The following is a 23508-nucleotide window of genomic DNA, read 5'->3' on the forward strand; positions in this document are numbered from 1 at the left end:
AACCCCCATGTACGGCGGACCTGAAAACAGACAGGAAAGACGTTCATTGATGGCAATCGAAGCCGGCCACCCTGCTCTTCGCTACCGTCACCGCCGGCAGCCGCGTCCTCGCCCGCCCTACGGCAGAGCGAACGGATCAGCTCCGAGAGCGGCCGGCAGAACGCGGGCGTCCACGTCGAGCCGGGTGACATGGTGCGGATCCACCACGTCAGCGGCCGGTGGACAGCCGACTGCCGCGAGTTCTCCTACGCCGACGGTTGCCTGCGCGACCACGACCGGCGCCGTCCGCGTGAAGATCCCGGCCGCCGACTACTGAGCCGTGCTCCCAGAAGGTCGTGACGTGGTCGGCGCCTGCCTGCCTCCTCACCCGCAGCAGCCGGTTCACCTCCCACCCCACAACGGATGACCCCATATGCGCAAGAGAGATGTCCGTTCGACTACAGCCGCCACCAGTCCGAGTCTCCGGGCAGGGGCCGCGCCGCCGCCGGCGGCCTCCGGGCGCCCGAGCCCTTGGCCGCATGTGCGCGTCCCAGCGACGTCGAAAGCGTTGCTGGCAGAGGACCCGCACACGGTCGGCGGCTACTGGCTGGCCGGCCGCCTGGGGCAGGGAGGCCAGGGTGTCGTCTACGAGGCGTACGACGGTGACGGCACGAGGGTGGCGCTCAAGCTCCTGCACGCCGACGGCGGCCGCACGCAACTGGAGCGCTTCGCCCGGGAGGTCGAGGCCGCGCGCAGGGTGGCCTCCTTCTGCACGGCTCGGGTGCTGGACGCCGATCTGACGGGCCCGCGGCCGTACATCGTCAGTGAGTACGTGAGCGGGCCCAGCCTGCGCGCAGCCGTACGGGAGGGGCGGTCGTTCGCGGGGGACGACCTGCACCGGTTAGCCACGGCGATCGCCACCGCGCTGGCCGCGGTTCACGAGGCGGGGGTGATCCACCGTGATCTGAAGCCCGACAACGTCCTGCTCGGTCCGGACGGCCCGCGGGTGATCGACTTCGGTATCGCGCGTACCGAGGAGATGTCGGTGACGTCCACCGGACTGGTCGCCGGCACGCCCGCCTACATGCCGCCCGAGTCGTTCAGCGGGCGGCGGGCGGACGCGGCGGGCGACGTGTTCGCGTGGGGCGCCGTGGTGCTCTTCGCCGCACGGGGAGCGGACGCCTTCGCCGGGGACAACGCCGCCGCGGTGATCCACCAGGTCCTGTCGGCCATGCCCGACGTGGGCGGGTTACCGCCGGCGTTGCGCCCGCTGGTGGCGGCGGCGCTGGCGAAGGAGCCGCAGGCGCGGCCGACGGCCCGGGAGTTGCTGCTCGCCCTGGTCAGCGGGAGCGGCGAGGCGACCGGGCTGTTGCGGGCGGGCAGTGAGCGGGCGCGGCAGATCGCCTCGGACGATGGCCTGGACCCGGGGCTGGGGACGATCGCCGAGGACGCCTACACCGCGCTCCCCGAGGAGCAGCGGCGGCTGGTGCCCGGAGTGTTCCTGCGGCTGCTCACCCTGGACGAGTACGACATGGAGACCACCCGCCCGGTGCCCGTGGCCGAGCTGGAGTACGGCGGGCAGGACCTGCGGGCCATCCTCCGGGCGTTCTCCTACGTGCTGTCCGAGCGTGAGGGCCAGATGGTCCTGACCCGTCCCGCCGTCCTGCGCGCGTGGCCCGCCTGCGCGGCTGGGTGAGCGCGGAGAGACCGGGCCTGGCCGTCGTCGGGCAGCTCAGCCAGGCCGCCCGCCACTGGGACGACAACGGTCGCGGCGACGGCGACCTGCTGCGCGGCAGCCGGCTGCAGGCGGTCGAGAGCTGGGCCGCCTCCGAGCGCCGCCACATGACGCTCACCAGGCTGGAGCGGGACTTCCTCGACTCCAGCCGCCGGGCGCTGGCCCGATCCAGGAAGCTGCGGCGCGGCGCGCTGGTCACGCTCGTCACCTTGCTCGTCGTCGCTCTCACCGGCGCGGTCGCGGCCGTGTCCGCCGCGGGCGAGGCCAACAGGGAGCGGGAACGGGCGGAGGCGCAGAAGCGGCAGGCGTTGTCCCGGCAACTGGCGACGCAGAGCGTCCGGCTCGTCGGCACCGAGCCGACGGTCGGAAACCTGCTCGCGGTCACCGCCTGGCGGCTCGCGCCGACCAAGGAGGCCCGCCACAGCCTCCGCAACGCGCTCGCCGGACCCGCCGTCTTCACCAGGCCGGGCCCCGCGCTCGCGCTGGCCTTCAGCCCCGACGGCAAGGTCCTCGCGACCAACGGGAACGAGGGCGTCGTGACGCTCTGGAACGCTGTCACCCACCGTCCGACCGGCTCTCTGACCGGTCAGAAGCAGATGGCCACCGAGGTGGCGTTCAGCGGCGACGGCCGGCTCGTCGCGGCGGCGGCCGAGGACGTGCGGATCTGGGACGCCGCCACGCACAAGCAGGTCGGCGAGCCGCTCCGGGGCGGCGGCACCGTCGCGTTCAGCCCGGACGGCAAGCTCCTGGCCACCGGCGGCGACAGGGTGCGGCTCTGGGACGTGGCCACGCGCACACAGGTCGGTGACGCGCTTCCCGGCGCCAACGCCGTCGCCTTCAGCCCGGACGGGAGGCTGCTGGCGACCCACTCCTCCCGCGAGGCCGAGGCCCACGTCTGGGACGTGGCCTCGCACAGGCAGGTCGCCTCGCTCGAAGCGCACCTCTCCCCCTCCGGCATCAGCCACCTCGCCTTCAGCCCCGACGGGAAGCGGCTGGTCACCAGCAGCCACGCGCTGCGCCTGTGGGACGTCGCCACATGGCGGCCCATCGGCAAACCGCTCATGAACCGGCAGATCGGCGGCATCCGCGTGGCGTTCAGCCCGGACGGCTCGGTCCTGGCGACCACGAGCGACGGCGGCCGGGCCCGGCTGTGGGACGTGGCCACCCGCGAGGAGCTCAATCCCAAGCTCGCCGGTCACACGATCGGCCTGTACAGCGTGGCCTTCAGCCCCGACGGGAAACTGCTGGCCGCCGGCGGCCTCGACGGGCTGCGGCTGTGGAGCCCGTTCACCCACCGGCAGCTGGGCGCTCCCCTGCCCACGGCGGGCACCACCGCGCGCGCCGCGACGTTCAGCAGCGATCGGCGCAGCATCCTGACCTCCGACGCGCGGCAGGTCAGGCTCTGGGACCTCGCCACGCGAACGCCGATCTTCACCATCAGGCCGGGACAGCCCATCAACACCGCGGTGCGCAGCCCGGACGGTGGCACGCTGGCGATCGGCCTGGAGTCCGAGCTGACCTGGTGGGACGTCGCCGGCCGGCGCCAGGTGAGCTCGGTGCGAACCCCCCAGCACGTCATCGGGCCGGCGGCCTACAGCCCGGACGGCCGGACCCTGGCCATCGCGCTCACACCGGACCCGGAGACCGACGCGAAGCCCGAAATATGGCTCTTCGACACGCGCACCCATCGCCGAACCAGCCGCATCGTCCGCCCCGAGAACATCTCACAGCTCGTCATCAGCCCCGACGGCAGATACCTGACCGCCGTGGACATCGCGGAGAACGCCCAGCTGTGGGAGCTGGCCACCCGCACCGCGGCCGGCCCGCCCATCGGCAGGGCGAAGAGCGTCGCCTTCTCCCCCGACGTCAGAACCCTGGCCGTAGCCGGCAACGCGGGAACACGGCTCATCGACCTGGCCTCCCGCAAGCAGCTCGGCCGCGACCTCGGCGGGCACTCCGGCGTGATCACCGCCGTGGCCTTCAGCGCCGACGGCGCCACCCTCGCCACCGCGAGCGACGACAAGAGCGTCCGGCTGTGGGACGTCGCCACGCACGAGCAGGTCGGCGCCGCTCTTCCCGGCCGTAGCAGGGTCTCGCAGGTGGAGTTCGGCGACGGCGTGCTGGCCACGGTGAACGATGACGACACCTTCCGGATATGGGGCGTGGCCGAACCCGCCGACCTGGTGGCCGCCGCCTGCGCCCGCGCCGGCCGTACGCTCAGCACCGAGGAGTGGGAGCAATACCTGCCCGGCGAGCCCTTCCAGACGGTGTGCGCACCATCCTGAGCCACCGTGTCTCGCCGGACGGCTATCAGCACTGGAGAACGTACTGATGGGGACGCTGGCCACCCAGGTACGGAGTGATGAGCTACCCACGCGCGCCGCGGGGCCCCACCATGGAACACCTGGACTGGGTCGGGCTGGCGGACCGGCGGCGCGCCCCTGCCCTCGCTGCCCCGAGAGGTCCTGCGCCAGCTGCGGCTACTCATCCAACCGGATACCGTCCTGCACTGGTATCGCGATCTGACGAGACGGCGTCATGCCTGTACCTGCCCGCCGAAGCGACGTGGGCGCCCGCCCACGGTCCCCTCCATCCACGCTCTTGTCCTGCGCCTCGTTCAGGAGAACCCGGCTGCGGTACGCCGACGAGACCGGCTCGGCGTCCTCCACGGGTACTCACAAGCGGCTTGAACTGCGTGGATGAAATTTTCGGCAGGCGCAGTGTGCGGGGTTGGTGCGGGCGAGCACGTACGGAGCACGCCGTCGCTAGAGGAAAATTCTAGAACACGTCCGATCCCGCATAACCGCAGGTCAGACCATGATCAAAGCGCGCCCTGTAGGATTCGAACCTACGACCTACGGATTAGAAGCAAGATCTTTTAGTGTCGTGCGGTGCCGTCTGATGGTGGTTCGTGCCGCCTCCACGCATTTGTGTGTCCGGCAGTGCCGGGCGCTGACGACACGTGATGGGGCGTACGAGCACGCACCGAGCACGGCGGCGCCACACCTGCCCACCGTACCTGTCGTCACCTATCGTCGCCTCACGATGTCGACCGGGACGCACCAGGGCGACGTCCTCGCCGAGGCCAGCATCAAGACGATGCTCACCGGCATTCGAATGCCGCGCATGAACTCGATCATGGAGCGGTGGGTGCAGTCCTGCCGCCACGAACTCCTCGACCGCTACCTGCTCTGGACGAACGCCACCTGCGGCACGCCCAACGCGAGTACGAACACTTCCACAACCACCACCGAGTCCCCACCAAGCCCTGGACCAAGCTGCTCCACTGCGCTCTACTGACTCAATCACCGAGCCAGCCCTAATCGCTAACCTCAACGTACGCCGAAGAGACCGGCTTGGCGGCATCCTCCACGAGTACTCACATGCCGCTTGACCTGGGCGGATGGAATTTTCGGCAGGCGCAAGGTCGTGGGGCAGCATGCCCCACTGGCAGCCAGCGCGGCTCTGGTACAGCAGGGCGTTGACGATCTCCCGCATCTCGTATCTGCCCTGGTGGCCGCTGACCGAGGGATGCGCGGCCTTCCAGGCCGTGATGACCGCTCGATCAGGGCTCACCGCTCGTCGGACAAGTCGCTCGCGTATGGCTTGCGCTCACTCACGCCGCTATCCCAGCACAGCCACGCCCATCGGGCAGGCATAAACACTACAGATTCACCCAATCCCACTGCGACATCCCAGACATCAACTTACGAATCGCCCTCTAACCAGCCTCGGCCACAAGCTACTCATCCCGGCGTACAAGACACACCACACGGTGTACACCTTGGCAGCCAGAGGGGAAATCTGGGCGTTCGGCCACTTGGAGAACTTGGGGAGTGACCCCTCCTCGCAACTCATTTCGCCTGCTCGAAAGTACGACTCGCATCACTCCTTTTATCGCGAGCTTCCATGCTTCTCGTAAGTCGCGGACGCCCGGATACAGGGCGTCCGCTACGGTAGGCGCATTTCCCATCATCGAAGATGATCTATACTTTATCGACGGCTTATGTGATGATCACTCCGTTTTCGTACCGTCGTTCGAAAGGCTGGAGTGAACACTTCTTCCTTAGCGTCGGCTTATCTGGCCGGACGCGCCGCCGTGCTGCCCTGGTCGCGGCCTTCACGCTGCCGCTCTCGCTTCTGAGCGCGCCCGCGATCGCCCAGGGCCCCGCGTTATCCCCCACTCCCTCTTCCACGCCGACCGCACTGTCGACCGCCGCTCACGAACCGGCGCTCAGGGCCGCCTGGGATCAGGCGGCCAAATCCGGTAAGCCGGTCGAGGTTCCTGCCCAGTTCACCGAGACCATGAAGGTCTGGGCGAACCCGGATGGCAAGAACCTGCGGGCCGAGTTGTACACCCGGCCCGTCCAGCTCAAGAACTCCGCCAGCGGCGCCTGGGAGCCCATCGACACCCGGATCGTCACCCGCGACGGCAAGTTGCAGGCCACGCGGGTCAAGAGTCCGCTGACCTTCGGCCAGCGCGGCGCCATGCAGCTGGTGTCGGCGGATGGCAAACGGGGCAGGAGCGGGCTGAAGGTGCCCCGGGCGCTGCCGGCGCCGAAGATTTCCGGCAGTGCGGTCACCTACCCCGACGCCGTCGCACCGGGAGTGGACCTGGTGGTCCTGGCCCAGGCCGATGGGTTCATCTCACAGGTGGTCTTCCGGCAGCGGCCGACCGGCCCGGTGACCGTACGGCTGCCGCTCATGTTGCCCAAGGGCACCAAGTTCGGGAAGACGTCCCAAGGGCTGCCGCAGCTAAAGGACGCCAAGGGTGAGGCGGCGGCGGCGCCGGTGGGGCTGACCGCGATGGATGCCAAGGTGGAGGCCTCCCCCGAGGAAGGCAAGAGCGCTGCCGTTGACGCGCGGGTGGAGACCTCCGGCACGTCGCCAGAGCTGGTGTTCACGCCGGACGAGAAGTTTCTCGCCGACCCAACGGTGACCTATCCAGTGACCATCGCCGCCGCCGATGACTGGTTCGGTGGCGGGGAGCCCACCGACGCCTGGGTCAGCAAGAATACCGCTGGTAACAACTCAGCGGCCGGGTGGCTGCGCGCCGGCACAACCTCCACCAGCGCCGACATCGCCCGCACCTACTTGAAGTTCAACACCGAGGATCCGGCGCTTGAGGGCGCTGGCTACAACTATCAGGCTGACCCTTCGAGCTGGTGCGCCAAAGAACAGACGTTGGTGCACGACGTCGACGCCATGGCCCGGGCCTGGATCGAAGAGGACAAACCCAACCACGGTCTCGTCCTGCGGGCCCTCCCCGAGAACGCGTCGATCAACTGGCGTCAGTACTACGCCAGCGAATACAGCGGCGACCCCTATCCAGGCCACCGGCACCCGCCCACCCTCATGGTCCAATACACGCCGGCGATCGCGACCTACGAAGGTGTCGTGTCGATTCATCCCGCCTCGGAGCGGGGGATGACGCACAGCATCGAAGAGGTCGAGGCCCATCAGGTGCATCCCCGCAACGGTGAGTGGCCAGCCCTCAGCGCCCAGGAGGCCGAGGGCCTGCGGGACAGCATCGGCGAACAGTTCTCGGCTGACACCGCAAACCTGGTCACAGGTGACGAAGAGGGCTGGTCCGACACTGTTCCGGAATCTGATGAGCCTTGTGTTCCGGAACCCACGCCAACACCAACACCAACACCAACGCCGACGCCGACAGCGGGCGAGCCGTCCCCGACGGCGACGCCCCAGCCCACGGTGACGCCGGAGCCCACGACCGACCCCACGGCACCCGAGGGGCCGCAGCCCACCGCAGCGGAGACGACACCGACGGCCAGTCCGGAGCCTTCTTCCTGTGAGACGCCGGCGTCGCCGGTGAGCGAGCATGTCGTCTCCCCGGCGGCCCGGGTCGCGGGCAGCGTGGTCGCCACCTCGCTCGACCCCGAGCTGAAGGTCTTCGTCACCGACCCGCAGGACAGGCAGTCGAAGGTCGAGTTCCAGGTGGAGCATGACCCCGAGGCCGCGGCTCAGGGGACCGGTTTGATCTGGTCAGGGGCGGTGGACGCGGTCGCTTCCGCGACCGAGGCTTCAGTGCGGATTCCCGCCGGGACGCTGTCCGATGAGTGGGACGTCCGCTGGAGGACACGCTCCATCGCTGGTGAGACCGCCTCGGAGTGGGGCGAGTGGCAGCACTTCACCGCCATCGACGGACCGGCGGCCCCTGTGATCGGGGAGCAGAAGGCCGAGCCGTCCGTACCCGGCTCGAACGGCGATGTGACCCATACGCTCACGTCGTCCCTGCTGGCGAGGGTGCAGGACTTCGACCGCCGTGAGAGCACGGTCGAGGTTGAGGTGGAGCACGATCCGGCGCTCCCGCAGCAAGGCTCGGGCCCGATCTGGTCGGGCAGCGTCACCGGTGTGGCCAGTGACACCTTCGCGACGGTAACCCTACCGGAGGACAAGCTCCATGATCTATGGCAGGTCAGGTGGCGAGCCAGGGCAGGTGTCGGAGCCAGCGTCGGAGCCTGGTCGGACTGGCGGAACCTGACGGTAGAGTTGCCCAAGCCGATGGTTGCCGACCTGGAGGCGGGGCCTGTCCGCGAGGGGAGCGACCCTCCGGTCACCTCGTCACTGACTCCCGCGCTGTACGCGCGCCTCCTGGACCCGGACGGACGCAGTGGCACGGTCGAGTTCGAGGTGGAGCACGATCCAGCGCTTCCCCAGCAGGACTCGGGTCCGATCTGGTCGGGCAGCGTCACCGGAGTGGCCAACGACGCCTTCGGCTCCGTGACAATTCCCACGGACAAGCTGGCCGACCTCTGGCAGGTGCGCTGGCGCGCGCGGGTCAGCGTGGGCGGCGCGTCGAGCGCCTGGTCGGAGTGGCAGACGCTGAAGGTTGACCTTGCCAAGCCGTCGGCGGCCGATCTCGACCTTTCACCTGCTACGACGGTGAACGGTGTCGAGGTGGCTTCGTCGCTCACTCCGACCCTGTGGGCCTACGTCACCGATCCCGACAGTCGCGTATCGAACGTCGAGTTCCAGGTGGAACGCGATGGCGTGGTGGTCTGGTCAGGCACCAAGAGCAACGTGAACAGCGGCGCTTATGCCTCTATCACGGTGGGGTCCGGCACGCTGCAGGACCTGTGGGAGGTGCGCTGGCGGGCTCGGGCCACCGCCGGTGGAGCCACGGGCGCCTGGTCCGCATACCAAACGTTCAAGATTCAGACGTCGGGCCTGGCGGCGCGGGTAGTCGCGGCCGCGGATCCGACGCCTCTGCCGCCCGACCCGGGCCCCTGGGGAACGCGCGATGAGTTCTACGAGCACGCGTCGTTCAAGGAGTGCTGGATGGACAAGCCGGATCTGTCCGCCAACAAGGCGCGGCCTCAGGGGTGGTACAAGAGCCCATACAGCTGGTGCCACAGCAGGATGGTCAAATACACCTACATCAAGACGACCATGGGCCGGTACGGAACCACCAGGGTGAAGGTGGGTTCCATCGAGTTCGTGTTCTCCGCGCTGATCAGAACGGTCACCGGCAAGAAGCTCGGTCCCTTCTACGCTGTCGGCTCCGATGGTAAGCCTTTGCTGGACGACAAGGGCAAGAGGGTGACGCGGGATCCCACGCCGGCCGAACGGAGCGCAGCCGCCAAGGACGGCCGGAACATCCACATCGAGACTCGCATCCACGATTTCGACAAGAGCCGGGCCGGAGGGGATTGGTGGGAAGACGTCTACCTAGTGCCTTCGGTCTATTCACCGGGTTACGGTGCCCCCGCCTACTCGTGCACGGCCCCCGGCGGAGAAGCAGGGCCAAGACGCGAGGTGGAGGAGTGGAACAGCAATTCGCTGTGGCGTTTCACCCACGTCTCCAACCCGGCGACGTCCAGCGACTCCGATCGTGTCTCCAGCTGTACATTCCTGCCCCAGCTCGGGCTCGGCCACGACCACGAAAGTTTCAACTATCCGCTTCTGTCGGACCTGGAGCGGCATCTGTGGCCCACCGTCCGATGCGACAGCTCTGACTTGATCAGAGACAACTACACCGGATGCACGTTCCTGAGCGGCATCCCGACGTGGGGCATGCCCCGCAGCGCGAAGATCAAGTACAAGAACAGGAACCTCACCAACCATATGAAGGAACACGCCGATCACGTCTACGAGGCCCTTCATACGCCGCAGGTCACCAAACCACAGCTCGGCGTCAAGAACATCCCGGGGCTGCCCGCACGCAACAAGTGGCTGACCCGCACGACCATTGAGTCCACCTACAAACAGAATGTGGATGTCAAAAATCGTTACTGCTACGGATCCCAGTCGGTGTTCACTGATGCCGATCGCGCCACACGGCCGTCCGGCGAGAAGGTGCGATGTGACGAGTTCCCGTTCGCGCGAACCGTGGAAGGCGCCGGATACAACGGGAGGGACTTCTCGCTCAAGTTCATCGGTGAGAAGGCTAACAAGGCGGGCGGATCCACTCAGAGTATCTTCTGGGCGCGCTACCGCATCCTGCACGGCGACCGGTTCTACGTCGACCCGCAGTAGCAGTACGTCGCCCGGCATGTCAAGGTGACTCACGACAAGGCGCCGACCAGCCAGCCCGGCTGGTCGGCGCTCGCCGACGAACAAGGAATGCCCGTGAACGACGTGGAGGAGCACTACCGGAACATCGCCGGCTACTTCTCGGAAACGCTCTGCATCACCTGGTGCCAGGGGCTCACCCTCGACGAGGTGGCCGGCGTCTTCGGCAGCGGCCTGGACACCGGCCTGCGCTACAACGTGGCCGAGGCGGAGAACGCCGGCTTCGAGGCGCGAGAGGAGGCAGGCGGCGTCGCCTGCAGCGCCATGGCCGGGCAACTCGGCCCCTGGGTGGTGGTCGTGGAGCCCGAATACGGCGACACCGGTTCCGGTCACGAGACCCTGCGCGAGTTGTCCGCGAAGGATGGTAGGGCCCTCAACGTCTACTCGGGCGTCAACAGCCACAGCCTCGACTACTACCGGGATGCGCGGCCACTGACGACGCTGCAGTTCCTGGAGTGGGGAGAGGAGCCCTTCCACCGGCAGGGAGATCAGCCGCACCTGCTGGACGACCTTATCGGAGACTTTTCCGGTGAGCGCGCCGCGGACTTCCGGGCGTTCGCGCTGGCCGTGGCCGAGCGGCTGACTGGCGTCCGCCTGACCCACGACTGGCTGTTCAGCAAGCACCGCTGGCTGCGGTGGGAGGACTGGGACTAGCATCGGTTCTGCAGCGGACTGCGCTGTGTGAGTGGCTCTGCGGCTTGCCCGTAATGTCCCGGTGCGGTTGGGGCGGCCGTCGCGTGACGCTGTGAGGCCCGGACTCCGGGGGACCTGGATGAGGCTCCTTCCCGAATTGTCCGGGTTCAGGTCCAGCTCTCAAGTGGAAGCGGGCAGGTCGTTGAGCCGTTGCAGGCCAGGACGACCGCCCCGGCCCAGGGCCAGGTGCGGTCGATCCGCAAGCAGCGGTGGCGGACGCGGTGGGCCAGGCGGGCAAGCAGGTGGTAGAGCCGGTAGCGCATGGTGCCGGGTTCGGCGCGGGCCAGGCCGTCCTGGTCGTGCAAGGTCAGCAGGCGCAGCCAGCAGTTGGGCTTGATCCGGTTTGACGGACATCCGAGATCAGGGGTTCGTCCCCGGAAGGATGTCCATGATGGAGAGCATGGGGAAGAAGAAGCCGCGTCCTCGCCGCTCGTTCACGCCGGAGTTCAAGGCCGAGATCGTTGAGCTGTGCCGGCGGGGCGACCGGTCGATCCGTGAGGTGGCCCGGGACTTCGATCTGACCGAGACGGCGGTGCGGCAGTGGGTGCGCCAGGCCGAGATCGACGAGGGACAGCGGGACGGGCTGACCAGCAGTGAGCGGGAGGAACTGGCGGCGCTGCGGCGGGAGAACCGGCGGCTGCGCGAGGACGTCGATGTGCTCAAGCGGGCGACGGCATTCTTCGTGAGGGAGACCCGGTGAGCGTGCACCCGTTCATCGAGGCGGAGAAGCAGGGCGGTCACAGCGTCAAACGGGCGTGTGAGCTGCTGGGGGTCTCCCGTGCCGCCTTCTACGCCCGACGCAGTGCGGTGCCCGGTCCGCGTGCGGTGCGCGATGCTGAGCTGGCCGGGCAGATCGCCGAGGTGCACGCGCGCTCACGGGGCAGCTATGGTGCGCCGCGGGTGCACGCGCAGTTGCAGCGGGACGGGCAGCGGTGCGGCCGGCGGCGGGTGGCCCGGCTGATGCGCGTGCTGGGCCTGGCCGGGCGGTATCGGCGCTGGCGGGGACAGACCACGATCCCCGACCCGCACGTGAGCCTGCGGCCGGACCTGATCTTGCGCGACTTCAGGCCGGATCCGACCGGGCTCGGCCGGCGCTGGTGCGGCGACATCACCTACGTGCCGACCGAGGAGGGCTGGCTGTATCTGGCCACTGTGATCGACATCGCCTCCCGGCGGGTGGTCGGCTGGGCGATGGCCGATCACCTACGCACCGACCTGGTTGCCGAGGCTCTGCAGCAGGCCTGGGCCCGTCGCCGGCCGGCCGGGCCGGTGATCTTTCACTCGGATAGGGGCTGTCAATACACAAGTGCCGCCTACGCTCGGCTGGCCGCACGGCTCGGGGTGCGGTTGTCGGTCGGGCGGACCGGTCAGTGCTGGGACAACGCGCTGGCCGAGTCGTTCTTCGCCACTCTCAAGGGCGAACTCCTCGATCAGCGGTCCTGGCCGACCCGCGCCGCAGCCCGCAGCGCGATATTCGAATTCATCGAGGGCTGGTACAACCTGCATCGCCTGCACAGCAGCCTGGGTTACCGTAGCCCCGCCGACTACGAGGCAGTCGCAGCGGCCTGACCACCACAACGATCGTGTCCGTCGAAACGGAGCAAGCTCAGCACTGGCGCGACTGCTGCCCACGCGGCTACGTCTCCATCGGATCGTGACGCCGGGCACCTTGCTGGCCTGGCACCGCCGGCTGGTCAATCAACGCTGGACCTACCCGAACGCGACCGGACGTCCACCGATCCCGGACCAACTGCGTGAGCTGGTCATCCGGCTGGCCAGAGAGAACCCACGATGGAAGCACCGGCGGATATAGGGTGAACTGCTCAGCCTCGGCCATCAGATCGGAGAAGGCACCATCCGCCGCATCCTCATCGCGGGCGGGCTCGGCCCAGCGCCACGCCAGAGCTCACCGACCTGGCGGCAGTTCCTCGCCTCCCAAGCCTCCGGCATCCTGGCCTGCGACTTCCTGCACGTCGACACTGTCTTCCTCAAACGCCTGTACGTCCTGTTCGTCATGGAGAACGAGACACGCCGCATACACCTGCTAGGCCTCACTCCCAACCCCACGGGCGCTTGGACCACCCAGCAAGCCCGGAACCTGCTGATGGATCTGGGCGAGCGCGCCGGCGCTTTCAGGTTTCTCATCCGGGACCGTGACGGCAAGTTCTCCCGCTCGTTCGATGAGGTGTTCACCGCCGCCGGCGTACGGGTCATCAAGACGCCCGTGCGGTCGCCACGAGCGAACGCGTTCGCGGAGCGGTTCGTGGGAACGCTACGCCGTGAGTGCCTCGATCACCTGCTCATCCATGGTGAGCGGCACCTGCGTAAGGTTCTGGCCGAGTACAAACACCACTCCAACCATCATCGCCCGCATCAGGGCCGTTCGCTCCGCCCGCCGTTGCACGACCCCAGCAAGGTGATCGACATGACTTCCCGGATTCGCCGTCGAAGGACCGTCGCAGGCCTGGTCAACGAGTACCGCAGAGCAGCCTGATCACTCGGCAAACGCCCAGCTCAGCAGCAGTGTCCGCGTTTTGGCACCGCACAGGTGATCTCCGCGCGGTCCCGGGCGGGATCGGCCATGTGCACGGGCTGTGGCCGTTCCTCCGACTGGGAGAACAGCCGGTACGAGCGGCATGTCGCCGACGAAGCGGTCGGTGGCCGTCCGGTGCGGACCGATTTGTTGGTCCGCCGGTTGTACTGCGAGAACCCTGCCTGCCCGAAGGTCACTTTCGCCGAACAGATCGCTGGGCTGACGGTGCGGTACCAGCGTCGCACCGCCGGGCTGCAGGCGATCGTCGTGGCCGTGGCGAGGAGAGCCGACCTCCCCGAACGTCGAGGTGGCCTCGACCTCACGGCCTATCGTCAGCTGACCAGCGGCACCACTCCGAGAACTGGCCGGTCAGCCCCCGAATCCTATTGAGCCTCACAAGGCGCCTGGTGGAAGCTTCACGGCCAGACCGTCCGGTGATCGTGCCGTGCGGGCGGCGGTTTCCTTCCGCCGCCCACACGGCGGCTCCTACAACATCGGAATCCGCTGGTCGGTTGCCCGGTCCATCAGGGGCCGCCCAGCCAGCGGGCTGTCAAGGTGGAATTGATACTCGCGCGCGTACCCCATGTTCGAGGAGATCCGCTTCTCCCACGGCAAGAGCGGCTCGCAGACATCGCGAACCTCAACGCCGAGGACGACCCGGTCGCCGGTCTCGGACACCATGGTGCCGGTGACCTCATCGCAGAACTTTCCATCGGACCCCGGCTTGCCGGTGAGGATGGTGGCGGTGATCGTACGGCCGTCCGGGCCGGCCTCTGCCGACTCGATGGGATACCAGTCCGCCTGCCGGGCGCACCCCGCGGCCAGGAGCACGCCGATCGCCGCCAGCGCCCATGTCGGTGTGGCTTTCGTCCGTCGGGTCATCATTCGTTCCGGCTCGCTCAGCTGACCTTGCGCTTCTTGATATCGCCTCCGAATGCCTTGGTCGCCCGCCGGATATCGGTGAAGTATTGGGCACAGAGCCCGGATTCCGCCGCTGTGCCGCCACTGATGATGCCCTTGGCCGTTATATAGCCCTGGGCAGGTCCGTTGTCGACGATAGTGTATACGGGGCCTCCGGAGTCTCCGCTCCAGGTGCATGTCCCGAATCTGTGGCCTTCCACCACGGGGATCACCTCCTCGGTGGTCGAGCCATCGTCATACTCCGCCCTCGTCGAAGCGTCGGAGACCACCCAGCCGCATTCCTGCCCTGTCCGGTAACCGCCGGTGCAGTATTCGTCGTTCTCCCGGGGGCTGCGGCTCCACTTACCGGCGACCGGGGCCTTCTCGCTGTCCTTGTTGTTGTCGCTGATGAAGATCGAAGCGGTCTGGGCGCGCGTGGCGAGCTTGAACCGCGCCAGGTCGCCCTGGAGGCCGTTCTGACCGATGACGCTCCCCTTGCCGTCGGTGTACGTGCTGCCCGCCTGATCGCCCAGGACGCGGCCATCGGTCAGGCCGACTTTGGCGTTCGCGGGCATGTTGGTGGGCAGACAGTGCCCCGCCGTAAGGAAGTAGTTGTCCGACTTGGTGCCCCAGGCGAACCCGGTGGTGCACTTGCCGCCATGGGCCGCGTAGCGGCTGCCTCCGTTGATGTAGAAGTCCACGCCGAGAGCCCAGCGGGGATTGTTGACGATCCCGTCTTTGAGACGGCAGTCGAGTTCGTTACCCTTGCTGTCGTTCGAGCACTTGAACGTGGACAGGTCCGGGTCGGGGTCGTTTGGCCCCGCGATCAGCCGGGACGGGCGTTGCAGCCCGGGGCGCAGCCAGATCGACACCGTCGTCGCCCCATAACGCTGCGCGAGCCCGAGCCGCAGTTCCGGAGTGACCTCGCTGGCCTGCACCATGACCTGGTTACGGGCCTCCCAAATGGAGCTCGCGATCAGCTTGTCCGCACCCGGGATCTGGGCGTCGAGGTTGAGAATCTCGTCGGCGATGCCCTGGAGCCGAGCGGCGCTGTTGGTCACCAGAGGTGAACGGGGGCTGAGGTTGAAGGGCTCGGAGACGCCCGGCGCGCCGTCGCCGTCCTCGTCCGTCTCGTCGGCGCCGTCGTAGCCGCCGCCGTAGCTCCACTCCGCGCCGCCGTTGCTCAGGTAGGCCGCGCCGACCAGGGGCTGCGAGGCGGTGCCCTGGCCCTCGGCCGTGACTGCCGGCGTCACCACTTCACCGGTGACCATGTCGACCACGGGCGGGGCGAGCACGGATGAGGCCGCCTCGACCCGCGCGTCCGCGACGTCGAGGGCGTGGGCCTGCGCCTCGGCCATCGGCATCCCCCTGCGCCACAGGTCGGGAGCCGTGAACACCTCGACGCCGTCGCTGCCGGCGGGGTACACGACGGTGGGCTCGCCGAAGCTGTCGAACGTCGCCGTCAGTTTGGGAGCCGAGTCGGGTCCGCCGTACTCCGAGGAGGCCAGCACCCGCCAGTTGTCGTCAAGGCTCGGCTCGTCGGCGCCCCGGAGTTCCAGCCCGAAGTTTCCGCCGCCGCTCGCCCAGCTCTGCAGGATGTCTTTGACCGGCCATTCGAGCCGTTCCGGACCACAGTCCGAGGCGTAGGCCCCGGCGATCGTCTGGGCTCCCTCATCGGTGGAGGAGGGCTTGTTCTCCCAGGTGAGAGTCTCGGTGTCCCATTTGCTGGTGACCCGGCGCACCTGGATCCCGTCGCCGACCGGATCGCCGCAGCCGGGCGCGTCGGTGTTGAGGATGGAGAGCTTGGCATCGACCACCTGCTTGCCGATGAGCCCTCTGGTATTGAAGCGCAGGTACGTTCTGTTCAGCGAGCCGAAGATCGTCCCGGTCGTCAGGAACGCGCGCGCGGGGTCGGTGACGAGACCATCGTCGGCGACGTCGGCGTCACTCTCCAGCGACAGCGTGGCTGTCGAGGTGATGGTCAGGGGATACCTGGTCGCCGTGTCGTCGAGGAGTTCCTGGCTCAGCGCGATCGTCAGCGACTGCCGATCCGCCGTCCCGCCGAGGCTCGTCTCGACCCGGCCCGGCTTACGCGCGCTGCGCGTGGCCGCCTTACCGTTCACTGGCGCGGCCGACGCGGAGGCGTTGAAGGCGTGCGCGATCCTGCGCCCTGACGAGTCCGTCAGCTCGAGCCGTCGATCCTTGGTAGTCGCGATCTTGAGACCATCAGCCTTGACGGGAAGAGTGAGGCGCAGCGGTCGGGCGGGCTTGGCTCGCAGGAGGATCTCCTGCCGGTACCCCGTGGGGAGCGCCGTCAGCACCAGGTCGGCGCCCGGGCCCGCAGCGTCGGTGTAGGTCGCCTTGTTGCCCGTGACTGTGGGGCGGGGCAGGGCCGTCGGCCAGCTCAGGCTGACCGCCTTCTCGCTGGAGGGGCTGAACGACACCAGCGGTGCGCCGTCGCCTCCGGCCGAGAACTCGACTCCGGCCTTGGCGACCTTGGGCCGTAGCACGCCGTTCTGCTCAGTGAGTGTGGTGTCGATCCACGCCCAGTCACCCGCGGTCTGCTTCACGCGGACGGGCTGGGACCAGATTTCTACGCCGATGCGGCCGTCGGGGTGTCGTGTGGCTCGCATGGTCTCGGTCGCGGCTCCGAGGAGCTCTACCGGCTGTGCAGGGTCTTCCTGGACGAGTCTGACGCTTGATGGGGAGCTTGCGGAGGCGGGGACTTGGGTGGCCACCAGGCCGCTGATTAAGAGGGAGCCGACTGTTACGGCGGGTAATAAGCGTCGCCGGGATCTGGAGGCTGCGAACACTAAGTCGTTCCTTTCCATGATCGCTGTCAGGCGCCGTCAAGTTACTTCAGGAATTACGGATACGCAATAGCCGTGTAAGGTCCGGTCCGCCGCCCGTGGTCGCAAGACCGTAGGTCAGGGCAGGACGTCAGCTCGCCAACGGACAGGCAACGTACAGATGAACGGCCCAAGGGCGGCGCCGGCCAGCAGTATCAACGGCGACCCAATCCTGGCCCCCTGGCGACGGGCGGCCGAACCCAAGTTGACAGCCGCGATCCGAGTGAAAGATCACCGGCCCGCTCGGCCGGCGAGGGGCGCAGGCCTGCCGCAGAGCCTTGGCAACCAGGTCGGTGCGCAAGTGATCGGTCATGCTTGGTGGCATCACATGATCACCGGGAGGGTACACCGCTTCCCGACCGATCCACAGGTCTCAAGCATTGCTCCGTCATCCCCATGCCTGATGCCTGTGCAACTCAACCTTGCGCAGAGCAGGTTTTGAGATTTGCTTCCCAAGCGTTCAGCGATCCATGACGATGGATGCACGCGGCGCACAATTGTCGGTGCGTCAATGATCGCGGAGTGTGGCCATGGTGACTCCCGAAGCGTTGACACATTTGGCTAACCAGCTTCGGCTCGGTCGACTCTCCCTTTTTGTGGGCGCCGGCCTATCGATCGGCGCGGGCTTGCCATCGTGGGAGAAGCTGTTCGCCCCACTCCAGGACAGCCTTCCCGATGTAGAGTCGCCGAGTGGCTGGGCGGGATCGGTCCGCAACGAACTTCCTCTCCTGGCTGAAGCCTACGAGACCGAATACGGCCGCAACAGCTTGATCTTACATCTGCGACTTGCGCTCAGTCGCAATGCTGTACTGCCCACATCCGTCCACGAGGCACTCTCCAGCCTGCCGGTCGACACGATCGCAACCACGAACTACGATGCGCTCATCGAGCGGGCCTGAAGGGTGTCAATACTCCGCGTTCACAGCCGTGACCTGCGGGTTTGTCTTGGCTTCTTGGTCTGAGCAGTGGCTTGGGCCCGGCATGCTCGAGGCTCGTGACGCTCCGTCTCTTCTATCTGATCTTCTGCCGCATCATGAGCTGGCTGACGCTGCTGGTTCGTAACGACGCGACCAAGAACATGGAGATCCTCGTACTACGGCACGAGGTCGCAGTGCTGCGCCGTCAGGTTGGTCGTCCAAGGCTGTCATGGGCCGATCGAGCAGTGCTGTCCGCGCTGGCCCAAGGACTGCTGGCGGTGCTGCGCGCCCACCGACTGGTGACACCAGGGACGCTGCTGCGCTGGCACCGGCGTCTGGTCGCGCGTCACTGGACCTACCCGCACCGGAGGATGGGACGGCCTGCGACCGATTCGGCGGTCGTGGCATTGATCCAGAGGGTGGCGCGGGAGAATCCTCGCTGGGGCTACGAGCGTATCCGTGGCGAACTGCGGCATCTGGGCCACCGAGTCAGCGGTGCGACGATCCGCCGAGTCCTGAAACGAGCACGGCTCGGTCCGGCACCGCGACGGGCTGATGACCGTTGGCGCGACTTCCTGCGCGCCCATGCCGCGAGCACGCTGGCGTGTGATTTCTTCACGGTGGACACCGTCACGCTGCGCCGGTTGTACGTCTTCTTCGTGGTGGAGGTCGGCACCCGGTTCGTACACGTGCTCGGCGTGACCGCCCACCCTGATGGCGCTTGGGCTGCCCAGCAAGCCCGTAACCTTCTCGCCGATCTGAAGGACCGTGCCGGCGCGTTCCGGTTCCTGATCCGGGATCGGGACACGAAGTTCACCAGCAGCTTCGATGAGGTCTTCGTCAGCGACGACGTTTCACGTGCTGAAGATCCCGCCGCGGGCGCCTCGCGCGAACGCGTTTGCCGAGCGATGGGTACGGACCGCCCGCACAGAGTGCACCGACCGGCTGCTGATCTTCGGCGAACGGCACCTTCACACCGTCCTGAACGAGTACACCGATCACTACAATCGCCACCGGCCACACCGCTCCCTCTCCCTCCGAGCGCCCACCGATAATGACTCCGTCGTGATCCCGCTGCCGCTGGGCCGGATCGAACGCCGGCAAGTCCTCGGCAAGCTGATCAACGAGTACCAGCGCGCTGGCTGACCAACGGATGCAGTCATGAAGAGGCAGGTCAGGGCCTCGGGCCCAGTTTTGACACCCTTCAGGCCCCGCCGCAGGGCGAAGTCGTCCACGCCGAGCACCCGCGGACCGGCTTCAAGACCGGGGTCGGGCAGGGCACGGATCAGCCTGATCAGCGTCATCCGGCTCACCGAGGACGCCAGCCGGCCGGCGAGCCGGGCTCCGGCACGGCCGCCCAACGCCAGCGCGATGGCCTGCAACGCTCCCGCCGCCCAGACACTGCGGCGGCCATATCGGACGGTCAGACCCGGGATCTGCTCGGCGAACGTCGCCTTCGCGCACGTGGATGTGCGGCAGAAGAACCGGTGCACCCGCAGGTGGATGAGCACCTCCTGGCCTCCGACCGCGGTATCGGACAGCCGACGTTCGTAGTGACTGTGCACCCGCTGCGACGGCGTTCCACGGGCCGGGCAGGCGGCCTCCACGGTGCCGGTCCTGGCCCGGATCCTTACCGTGGTCCCCGACCGGAAGACCTGATCAACGCACACGCCGACCAGATGAGGGAACAGGACGCCAAACAGCTCCTTGATCAACACGCTGCAGATGCTCGTGATCGGAGACTCGGCTACCGGCCGGAACGGCCGAACCGTGATCTACTCGACGGCTCCGATCACGGAAAGTGTGCCTGATCCAGGATTGGGTCGTCGTTGACAGACGTGACTGCAACTTCAGGTTGGAAAGGGCTGCGTGAACTGGCAATGAGATATCGGCAGACGTGGTTGTGGTAGCGACCGACGAGCCGAACTGGCAACGATCAGGCAGACCGCGCCGTTTCTACCATCCCGATTTCCAGATCATGTTCGCGTTTTCTGTGTACGTGATCCCTGGGCGTGTCTACCGTGAAGTCCTAAGTTGTTTGCAGGAGTGGAATGGGATGGACCCGATCATGTCGGCCGCGGCGACGAAGCTGCAGGGGGCGATGGCTACCGACGCCTGTACCCAGACTCGTACCAGGATGGTGGCCACGTGGCGTACCCCGTGCCCCAAGAGGGCCAAGGGGGTGCAGAGTGACCCGGATACCGCCCACATCCAGCCCCCAGCAGGCTAGTCGGCTGAACACCGCCGACACCGCACATGCCCTGGAAAATATGTGGCGCCTATGGCTGCCTTGCCTGCTGGATGGCGGTCCCACGCTAGGGCCGCTTCTGCAGCACCTACCGAGTGAGCATCTGCGCCTCCCCTTGTCCATTGGACAGCAGATCAGCGCCCCGACCATAAACGTCCCCGACCGCGCGGATGACCCGGCGCGGTGGTACATCACAGGCCACGATCAGCAGACCACCGTGCTATGAGCGGCGACGACCAACCCCAGGTGCGGATCGACGCTCACGCCGACGGTCAGGCTCGCCAGTACATCGCCGCCGGTGACCAACATATCCACCAACTGTCGCCACCGGTATCGCCGGAGATGCGCACGCTTCCCCGTGACATGGTTGCATTCACCGGCCGCGAAGAGGAATTGCGTCACCTCACCACCGCCGCCGCACAGAGCACCGGGATCGTGGCCATCCACGCCATCGACGGCATGCCCGGCGTCGGCAAGACTGCCTTAGCCGTTCGCGTGGCGCATCTGCTGACTGCTAGTTATCCCGATGGGCAGCTCTTTGTCGACCTGTACGCCCACACTCCCAACGTCCCCGCCGCTGACCCCGGCGAGACGTTGGGTCGGCTCCTGGCTCGCACCGGCATGGACCCGCGCCAGATCCCCGACGACCTCGGCGAGCGGGCCGCCCGCTGGCGCTCCCGCCTGGCCGACAAGAAGGTGCTGCTCATTCTGGACGACGCCACCGGGCACGCCCAGGTGGAGCCCCTTCTTCCCGGCGCGCCCAACTGCCTGGTACTGATCACCAGCCGCAGCCGGTTGATCGGCCTGGATGGCGCCGAATCCCTCAACCTGGCCCCCCTTCCGCCCGAGCAGGCGATCACGTTGTTCACCCGGCTCGCCGGGCGCGGCACCCTGACCAGGGCGGACGCTGAGGCGGTGGCAGGCTTGGTGCACTTGTGCGGCCATCTGCCACTGGCGATCACAATCCTGGCTGGCCGGATCGCGCACAAGCGCGCCTGGCCGCTGCATGCGTTTGCCACCGAGTTCGCCGCCGCAACCGACCGGTTGGGCGAGTTGGAGGCCGGGGACCGGGCGGTGCGCGCCGCTTTCGATATGTCCTACCAGCATTTGCCGGCCGCCCGGCAGCGGCTGTACCGACACCTGGGACTACACCCGGGTCCGGACATCGACCTCTATGCCGCTGCCGCCCTGGCTGACATCCCTCTGACTCAAACCCGTCGCGAGTTGGAGGCGCTGTATGTCGATCATCTCCTAGACGAGCCCGGCCCTGGCCGCTACCGACTCCATGACTTACTACGCGCCTACACCCGCGACCTGGCCACCGTCTGTGAGACGGCCGAGCAACGCGAGCGGGCAGCCGATCGGCTGCTGGCTTACTACACTCGTACCGCCCAAACCGCCGATTCCCACCTGACCCGCACCCCGTACCCTGCCCTACCCCCAGCTGGCCCCGATCCCGCATTGGACGGCCCAGACTTAGCCGACCGTGACACCGCGCTGGCGTGGATGCGCACAGAGCACGCCAATCTACTGGCCTGTCTGGAGCATGCCACTACCCAAAGCCTGCCCTTCCCTCTCATCGAGCTGACCGCGGCCATGGCCGCCTACCTACGCCAGGAAGGCCCCTGGCAGCAGGCCGCCACCTTGCACCACACCGCCGCCAACGCCGCCCACATGCAGCATGATCCAGCCGCCGAGGCCACCGCCCTGCACCAACTGGCCGACATCCGCTATCTGACCGGAGAGTACGCGCAAGCGGTCAGCCTGTTCGAGCGGACACTGAAGCTCCATCAACAACTCGGCGACCACCTCGGACAGGCCCATATCCTCAACAACCTTGGGTGGGTTCAGCGCATGACTGGGGAATACACGCAGGCGGCTGACCTACTCAAGCAGGCACTGACGCTCTACGACCAACTCGGCCACCAGCTTGGACAGGCCCACACCCTCACCGATCTGGGGCGCGTCTGGCGCGTGATCGGGAAGTACACGCAAGCGGCCGATCTGTTCGAGCGGGCGCTGATGCTCTACGACCAACTCGGCGACCACCTCGGACAGGCCCACGCCCTCAACAGCCTGGGGTGGGTCCGACGCGTGACCGGGGAGTACTTGCAGGCGGCCGACCTGCATGAGCGGGCGCTGGCGTTGTTTGAGCAGCTCGGCGACCGCCTCGGGCAGGCCCATGCCCTCACCGATCTGGGGCGTCCCCTGCGCATCACCGGGGACTATGCACAGGCGGCCGACCTGTTCGAGCGGGCGCTGGCGCTATATGAACAGCTCGGCAACCGTAGTGGGCAAGCCCACGCCCTCAACGCGTTGGGACGCACCCGACACCTGACCGGAAAGTACACGCAGGCGGCCGACCTGCACGAGCGGGCGCTGGCGCTATATGAACAGCTCGGCAACCGACTCGGACAGGCCAACGCGATGCAGCAGCTTGGCTGCCTTCTTACCCGAACCGGGAAGCACCCAGCGGCGGCTGACCTGCTGAAGCGGGCACTGGCACTGTTCCGCCAGGTGGGAGACCCCCAGGGAGAGGCCGAGGCACTCAACCACACCGGAGCCCTGCTGGCCGCCTGCGCTGGCCCAGAGCAGGCAGTCCCAATGTATTGGCAGGCACTGGACCTTGCCCAGCAGATCAAAAGCCCTTTGGATGAGGCGCACGCGCTGGAAGGTGTCGCCCGCTGCGCGGCCGCGACAGCGGATCGGAAAGTCGCGGTGACCGAGTTGCTGCGTGCCGTGGAGATCTACAGGCGACTCGGCGTCCCCGAGGAGACCACGGCCGCCGAGTACCTGGCCACTCTGGCGACCATGTGACGAGAGTAGACCTCCAGCACCTCGCAGCAATACGGTTTCCCCTCACGGGTGCGATGCTCAGTGACATCGGTAACCCACACATCAGCCCGTTGCGGACAATGCCGCGATCGACGAAGCCGTCGGCGGCCAGCAACTACGCGACCGGACGACGCCGCCGCTTGCCGGGTAGCACCTTTAGTCCGGCGCACTGCATCAAGATGGCCACCGCGTCGTGCCCGATCGGCGACGCCACGGGTCCCAGGCGAACTCGGCGTACACCTGGCGGATGAAATCGGTCAGCCAGGCATGCCGCGCCGCCCAGGCCA

The 23508-nt window shown here is 67.4% G+C and carries 15 protein-coding genes and 3 pseudogenes; 13 read left to right on the top strand and 5 right to left on the bottom strand.

Features of this window, described 5'->3' with window-relative positions; all coding sequences use genetic code 11:
• The first annotated feature begins 547 nt into the window (after positions 1 to 547).
• The 3 genes from KIS93_RS22270 to KIS93_RS22280 all read left to right on the top strand — a co-directional run bounded on the left by KIS93_RS22270 (position 548) and on the right by KIS93_RS22280 (position 5014).
• Positions 548 to 1675 carry a serine/threonine-protein kinase gene (locus KIS93_RS22270; protein ID WP_186404384.1) on the top strand — a complete coding sequence of 376 codons (1128 nt, stop codon included), beginning with the start codon at positions 548 to 550 and terminating at the stop codon, positions 1673 to 1675.
• Complete coding sequence (locus KIS93_RS22275) at positions 1651 to 3999, top strand: WD40 repeat domain-containing protein (protein ID WP_186404385.1); 2349 nt, start codon at positions 1651 to 1653, stop codon at positions 3997 to 3999. Before KIS93_RS22270 ends, KIS93_RS22275 begins: the two co-directional genes overlap by 25 nt.
• A 760-nt stretch (positions 4000 to 4759) precedes the next feature.
• Positions 4760 to 5014 (top strand): hypothetical protein, encoded by a 255-nt coding sequence (locus tag KIS93_RS22280; protein ID WP_186404386.1) that lies wholly within the window; start codon positions 4760 to 4762, stop codon positions 5012 to 5014.
• Positions 5015 to 5140: 126 nt separating this feature from the next.
• Here KIS93_RS22280 and KIS93_RS69045 read toward each other — a convergent pair.
• Positions 5141 to 5290 (bottom strand): annotated as a pseudogene (locus KIS93_RS69045) (transposase); the annotation flags it as partial.
• Positions 5291 to 5695: 405 nt separating this feature from the next.
• Between KIS93_RS69045 and KIS93_RS22285 the strand changes: the two are divergent.
• Together KIS93_RS22285 and KIS93_RS22290 are read left to right on the top strand one after the other, a co-directional pair.
• The gene (locus tag KIS93_RS22285) at positions 5696 to 10210 is read left to right on the top strand and encodes a NucA/NucB deoxyribonuclease domain-containing protein (RefSeq protein ID WP_155129275.1); all 4515 of its coding nucleotides are present in this window, start codon (positions 5696 to 5698) and stop codon (positions 10208 to 10210) included.
• Between the two features lie 24 nt (positions 10211 to 10234).
• The gene (locus KIS93_RS22290; RefSeq protein ID WP_155129272.1) at positions 10235 to 10900 is read left to right on the top strand and encodes a DUF6461 domain-containing protein; all 666 of its coding nucleotides are present in this window, start codon (positions 10235 to 10237) and stop codon (positions 10898 to 10900) included.
• Positions 10901 to 11046: 146 nt separating this feature from the next.
• Here the strand turns inward: KIS93_RS22290 and KIS93_RS22295 are convergent, their stop codons facing one another.
• Positions 11047 to 11244, bottom strand: coding sequence for a hypothetical protein (locus tag KIS93_RS22295; protein WP_155129270.1), 198 nt, complete (start codon positions 11242 to 11244; stop codon positions 11047 to 11049).
• A gap of 95 nt (positions 11245 to 11339) precedes the next feature.
• Here KIS93_RS22295 and KIS93_RS22300 point away from each other — a divergent pair, with 95 nt between their 5' ends.
• The 4 genes from KIS93_RS22300 (at position 11340) to KIS93_RS22315 (ending at position 13862) form a co-directional block, all read left to right on the top strand.
• Entirely contained in the window at positions 11340 to 11639 is a 300-nt protein-coding gene (locus KIS93_RS22300) for a transposase (RefSeq protein WP_186404387.1), read from the top strand.
• Positions 11636 to 12508 carry an IS3 family transposase gene (locus tag KIS93_RS22305; RefSeq protein WP_080045828.1) on the top strand — a complete coding sequence of 291 codons (873 nt, stop codon included), beginning with the start codon at positions 11636 to 11638 and terminating at the stop codon, positions 12506 to 12508. The genes KIS93_RS22300 and KIS93_RS22305 overlap by 4 nt, the downstream gene beginning before the upstream one ends.
• 445 nt (positions 12509 to 12953) lie before the next feature.
• Entirely contained in the window at positions 12954 to 13433 is a 480-nt protein-coding gene (locus KIS93_RS63525) for an integrase core domain-containing protein (protein WP_222107592.1), read from the top strand.
• A gap of 54 nt (positions 13434 to 13487) precedes the next feature.
• A complete protein-coding gene (locus KIS93_RS22315) occupies positions 13488 to 13862 on the top strand; it encodes a hypothetical protein (RefSeq protein ID WP_155129263.1) in 375 nt (124 codons plus the stop codon).
• Positions 13863 to 13958: 96 nt separating this feature from the next.
• Here KIS93_RS22315 and KIS93_RS22320 read toward each other — a convergent pair whose 3' ends face one another.
• Positions 13959 to 14357: a hypothetical protein gene (locus KIS93_RS22320; RefSeq protein WP_155129260.1), complete on the bottom strand. Its 399-nt coding sequence runs from the start codon at positions 14355 to 14357 to the stop codon at positions 13959 to 13961.
• 14 nt (positions 14358 to 14371) lie between these two features.
• Positions 14372 to 16942 (bottom strand): DNRLRE domain-containing protein, encoded by a 2571-nt coding sequence (locus KIS93_RS22325; protein WP_080045825.1) that lies wholly within the window; start codon positions 16940 to 16942, stop codon positions 14372 to 14374.
• A gap of 809 nt (positions 16943 to 17751) precedes the next feature.
• On the opposite strand from KIS93_RS22325, the gene KIS93_RS22330 reads away from it, so the two are divergent.
• The 3 genes and pseudogenes from KIS93_RS22330 to KIS93_RS69055 form a co-directional block, all read left to right on the top strand.
• Positions 17752 to 18120: an SIR2 family protein gene (locus tag KIS93_RS22330; RefSeq protein ID WP_155129254.1), complete on the top strand. Its 369-nt coding sequence runs from the start codon at positions 17752 to 17754 to the stop codon at positions 18118 to 18120.
• 179 nt (positions 18121 to 18299) lie between these two features.
• A pseudogene (locus KIS93_RS69050) lies at positions 18300 to 18644 on the top strand (hypothetical protein); the annotation flags it as partial.
• Between the two features lie 322 nt (positions 18645 to 18966).
• A pseudogene (locus KIS93_RS69055) lies at positions 18967 to 19125 on the top strand (hypothetical protein); the annotation flags it as partial.
• 14 nt (positions 19126 to 19139) lie between these two features.
• Here KIS93_RS69055 and KIS93_RS63530 read toward each other — a convergent pair.
• A complete protein-coding gene (locus tag KIS93_RS63530; protein ID WP_080045823.1) occupies positions 19140 to 19856 on the bottom strand; it encodes a transposase family protein in 717 nt (238 codons plus the stop codon).
• 752 nt (positions 19857 to 20608) lie between these two features.
• Between KIS93_RS63530 and KIS93_RS22340 the strand changes: the two genes are divergently transcribed.
• The gene (locus tag KIS93_RS22340; protein ID WP_080045821.1) at positions 20609 to 23203 is read left to right on the top strand and encodes a tetratricopeptide repeat protein; all 2595 of its coding nucleotides are present in this window, start codon (positions 20609 to 20611) and stop codon (positions 23201 to 23203) included.
• Positions 23204 to 23508: the final 305 nt, after the last annotated feature.

The sequence above is a fragment of the [Actinomadura] parvosata subsp. kistnae genome, from assembly GCF_900323885.1.
Classification (GTDB): Bacteria; Actinomycetota; Actinomycetes; order Streptosporangiales; family Streptosporangiaceae; genus Nonomuraea; species Nonomuraea composti.

What these genes read in the sequence shown, in the direction of transcription:
- KIS93_RS22285 (WP_155129275.1), top strand. Translation starts at nt 5,696, where the DNA reads ATGATCTATACTTTATCGACGGCTTATGTGATGATCACTCCGTTTTCG.
- KIS93_RS22330 (WP_155129254.1), top strand. Translation starts at nt 17,752, where the DNA reads ATGGTGACTCCCGAAGCGTTGACACATTTGGCTAACCAGCTTCGGCTC.
- KIS93_RS22340 (WP_080045821.1), top strand. Translation starts at nt 20,609, where the DNA reads ATGAGCGGCGACGACCAACCCCAGGTGCGGATCGACGCTCACGCCGAC.
- KIS93_RS22300 (WP_186404387.1), top strand. Translation starts at nt 11,340, where the DNA reads ATGGGGAAGAAGAAGCCGCGTCCTCGCCGCTCGTTCACGCCGGAGTTC.
- KIS93_RS63525 (WP_222107592.1), top strand. Translation starts at nt 12,954, where the DNA reads ATGGAGAACGAGACACGCCGCATACACCTGCTAGGCCTCACTCCCAAC.
- KIS93_RS22320 (WP_155129260.1), bottom strand. Translation starts at nt 14,357, where the DNA reads ATGATGACCCGACGGACGAAAGCCACACCGACATGGGCGCTGGCGGCG.
- KIS93_RS22280 (WP_186404386.1), top strand. Translation starts at nt 4,760, where the DNA reads ATGTCGACCGGGACGCACCAGGGCGACGTCCTCGCCGAGGCCAGCATC.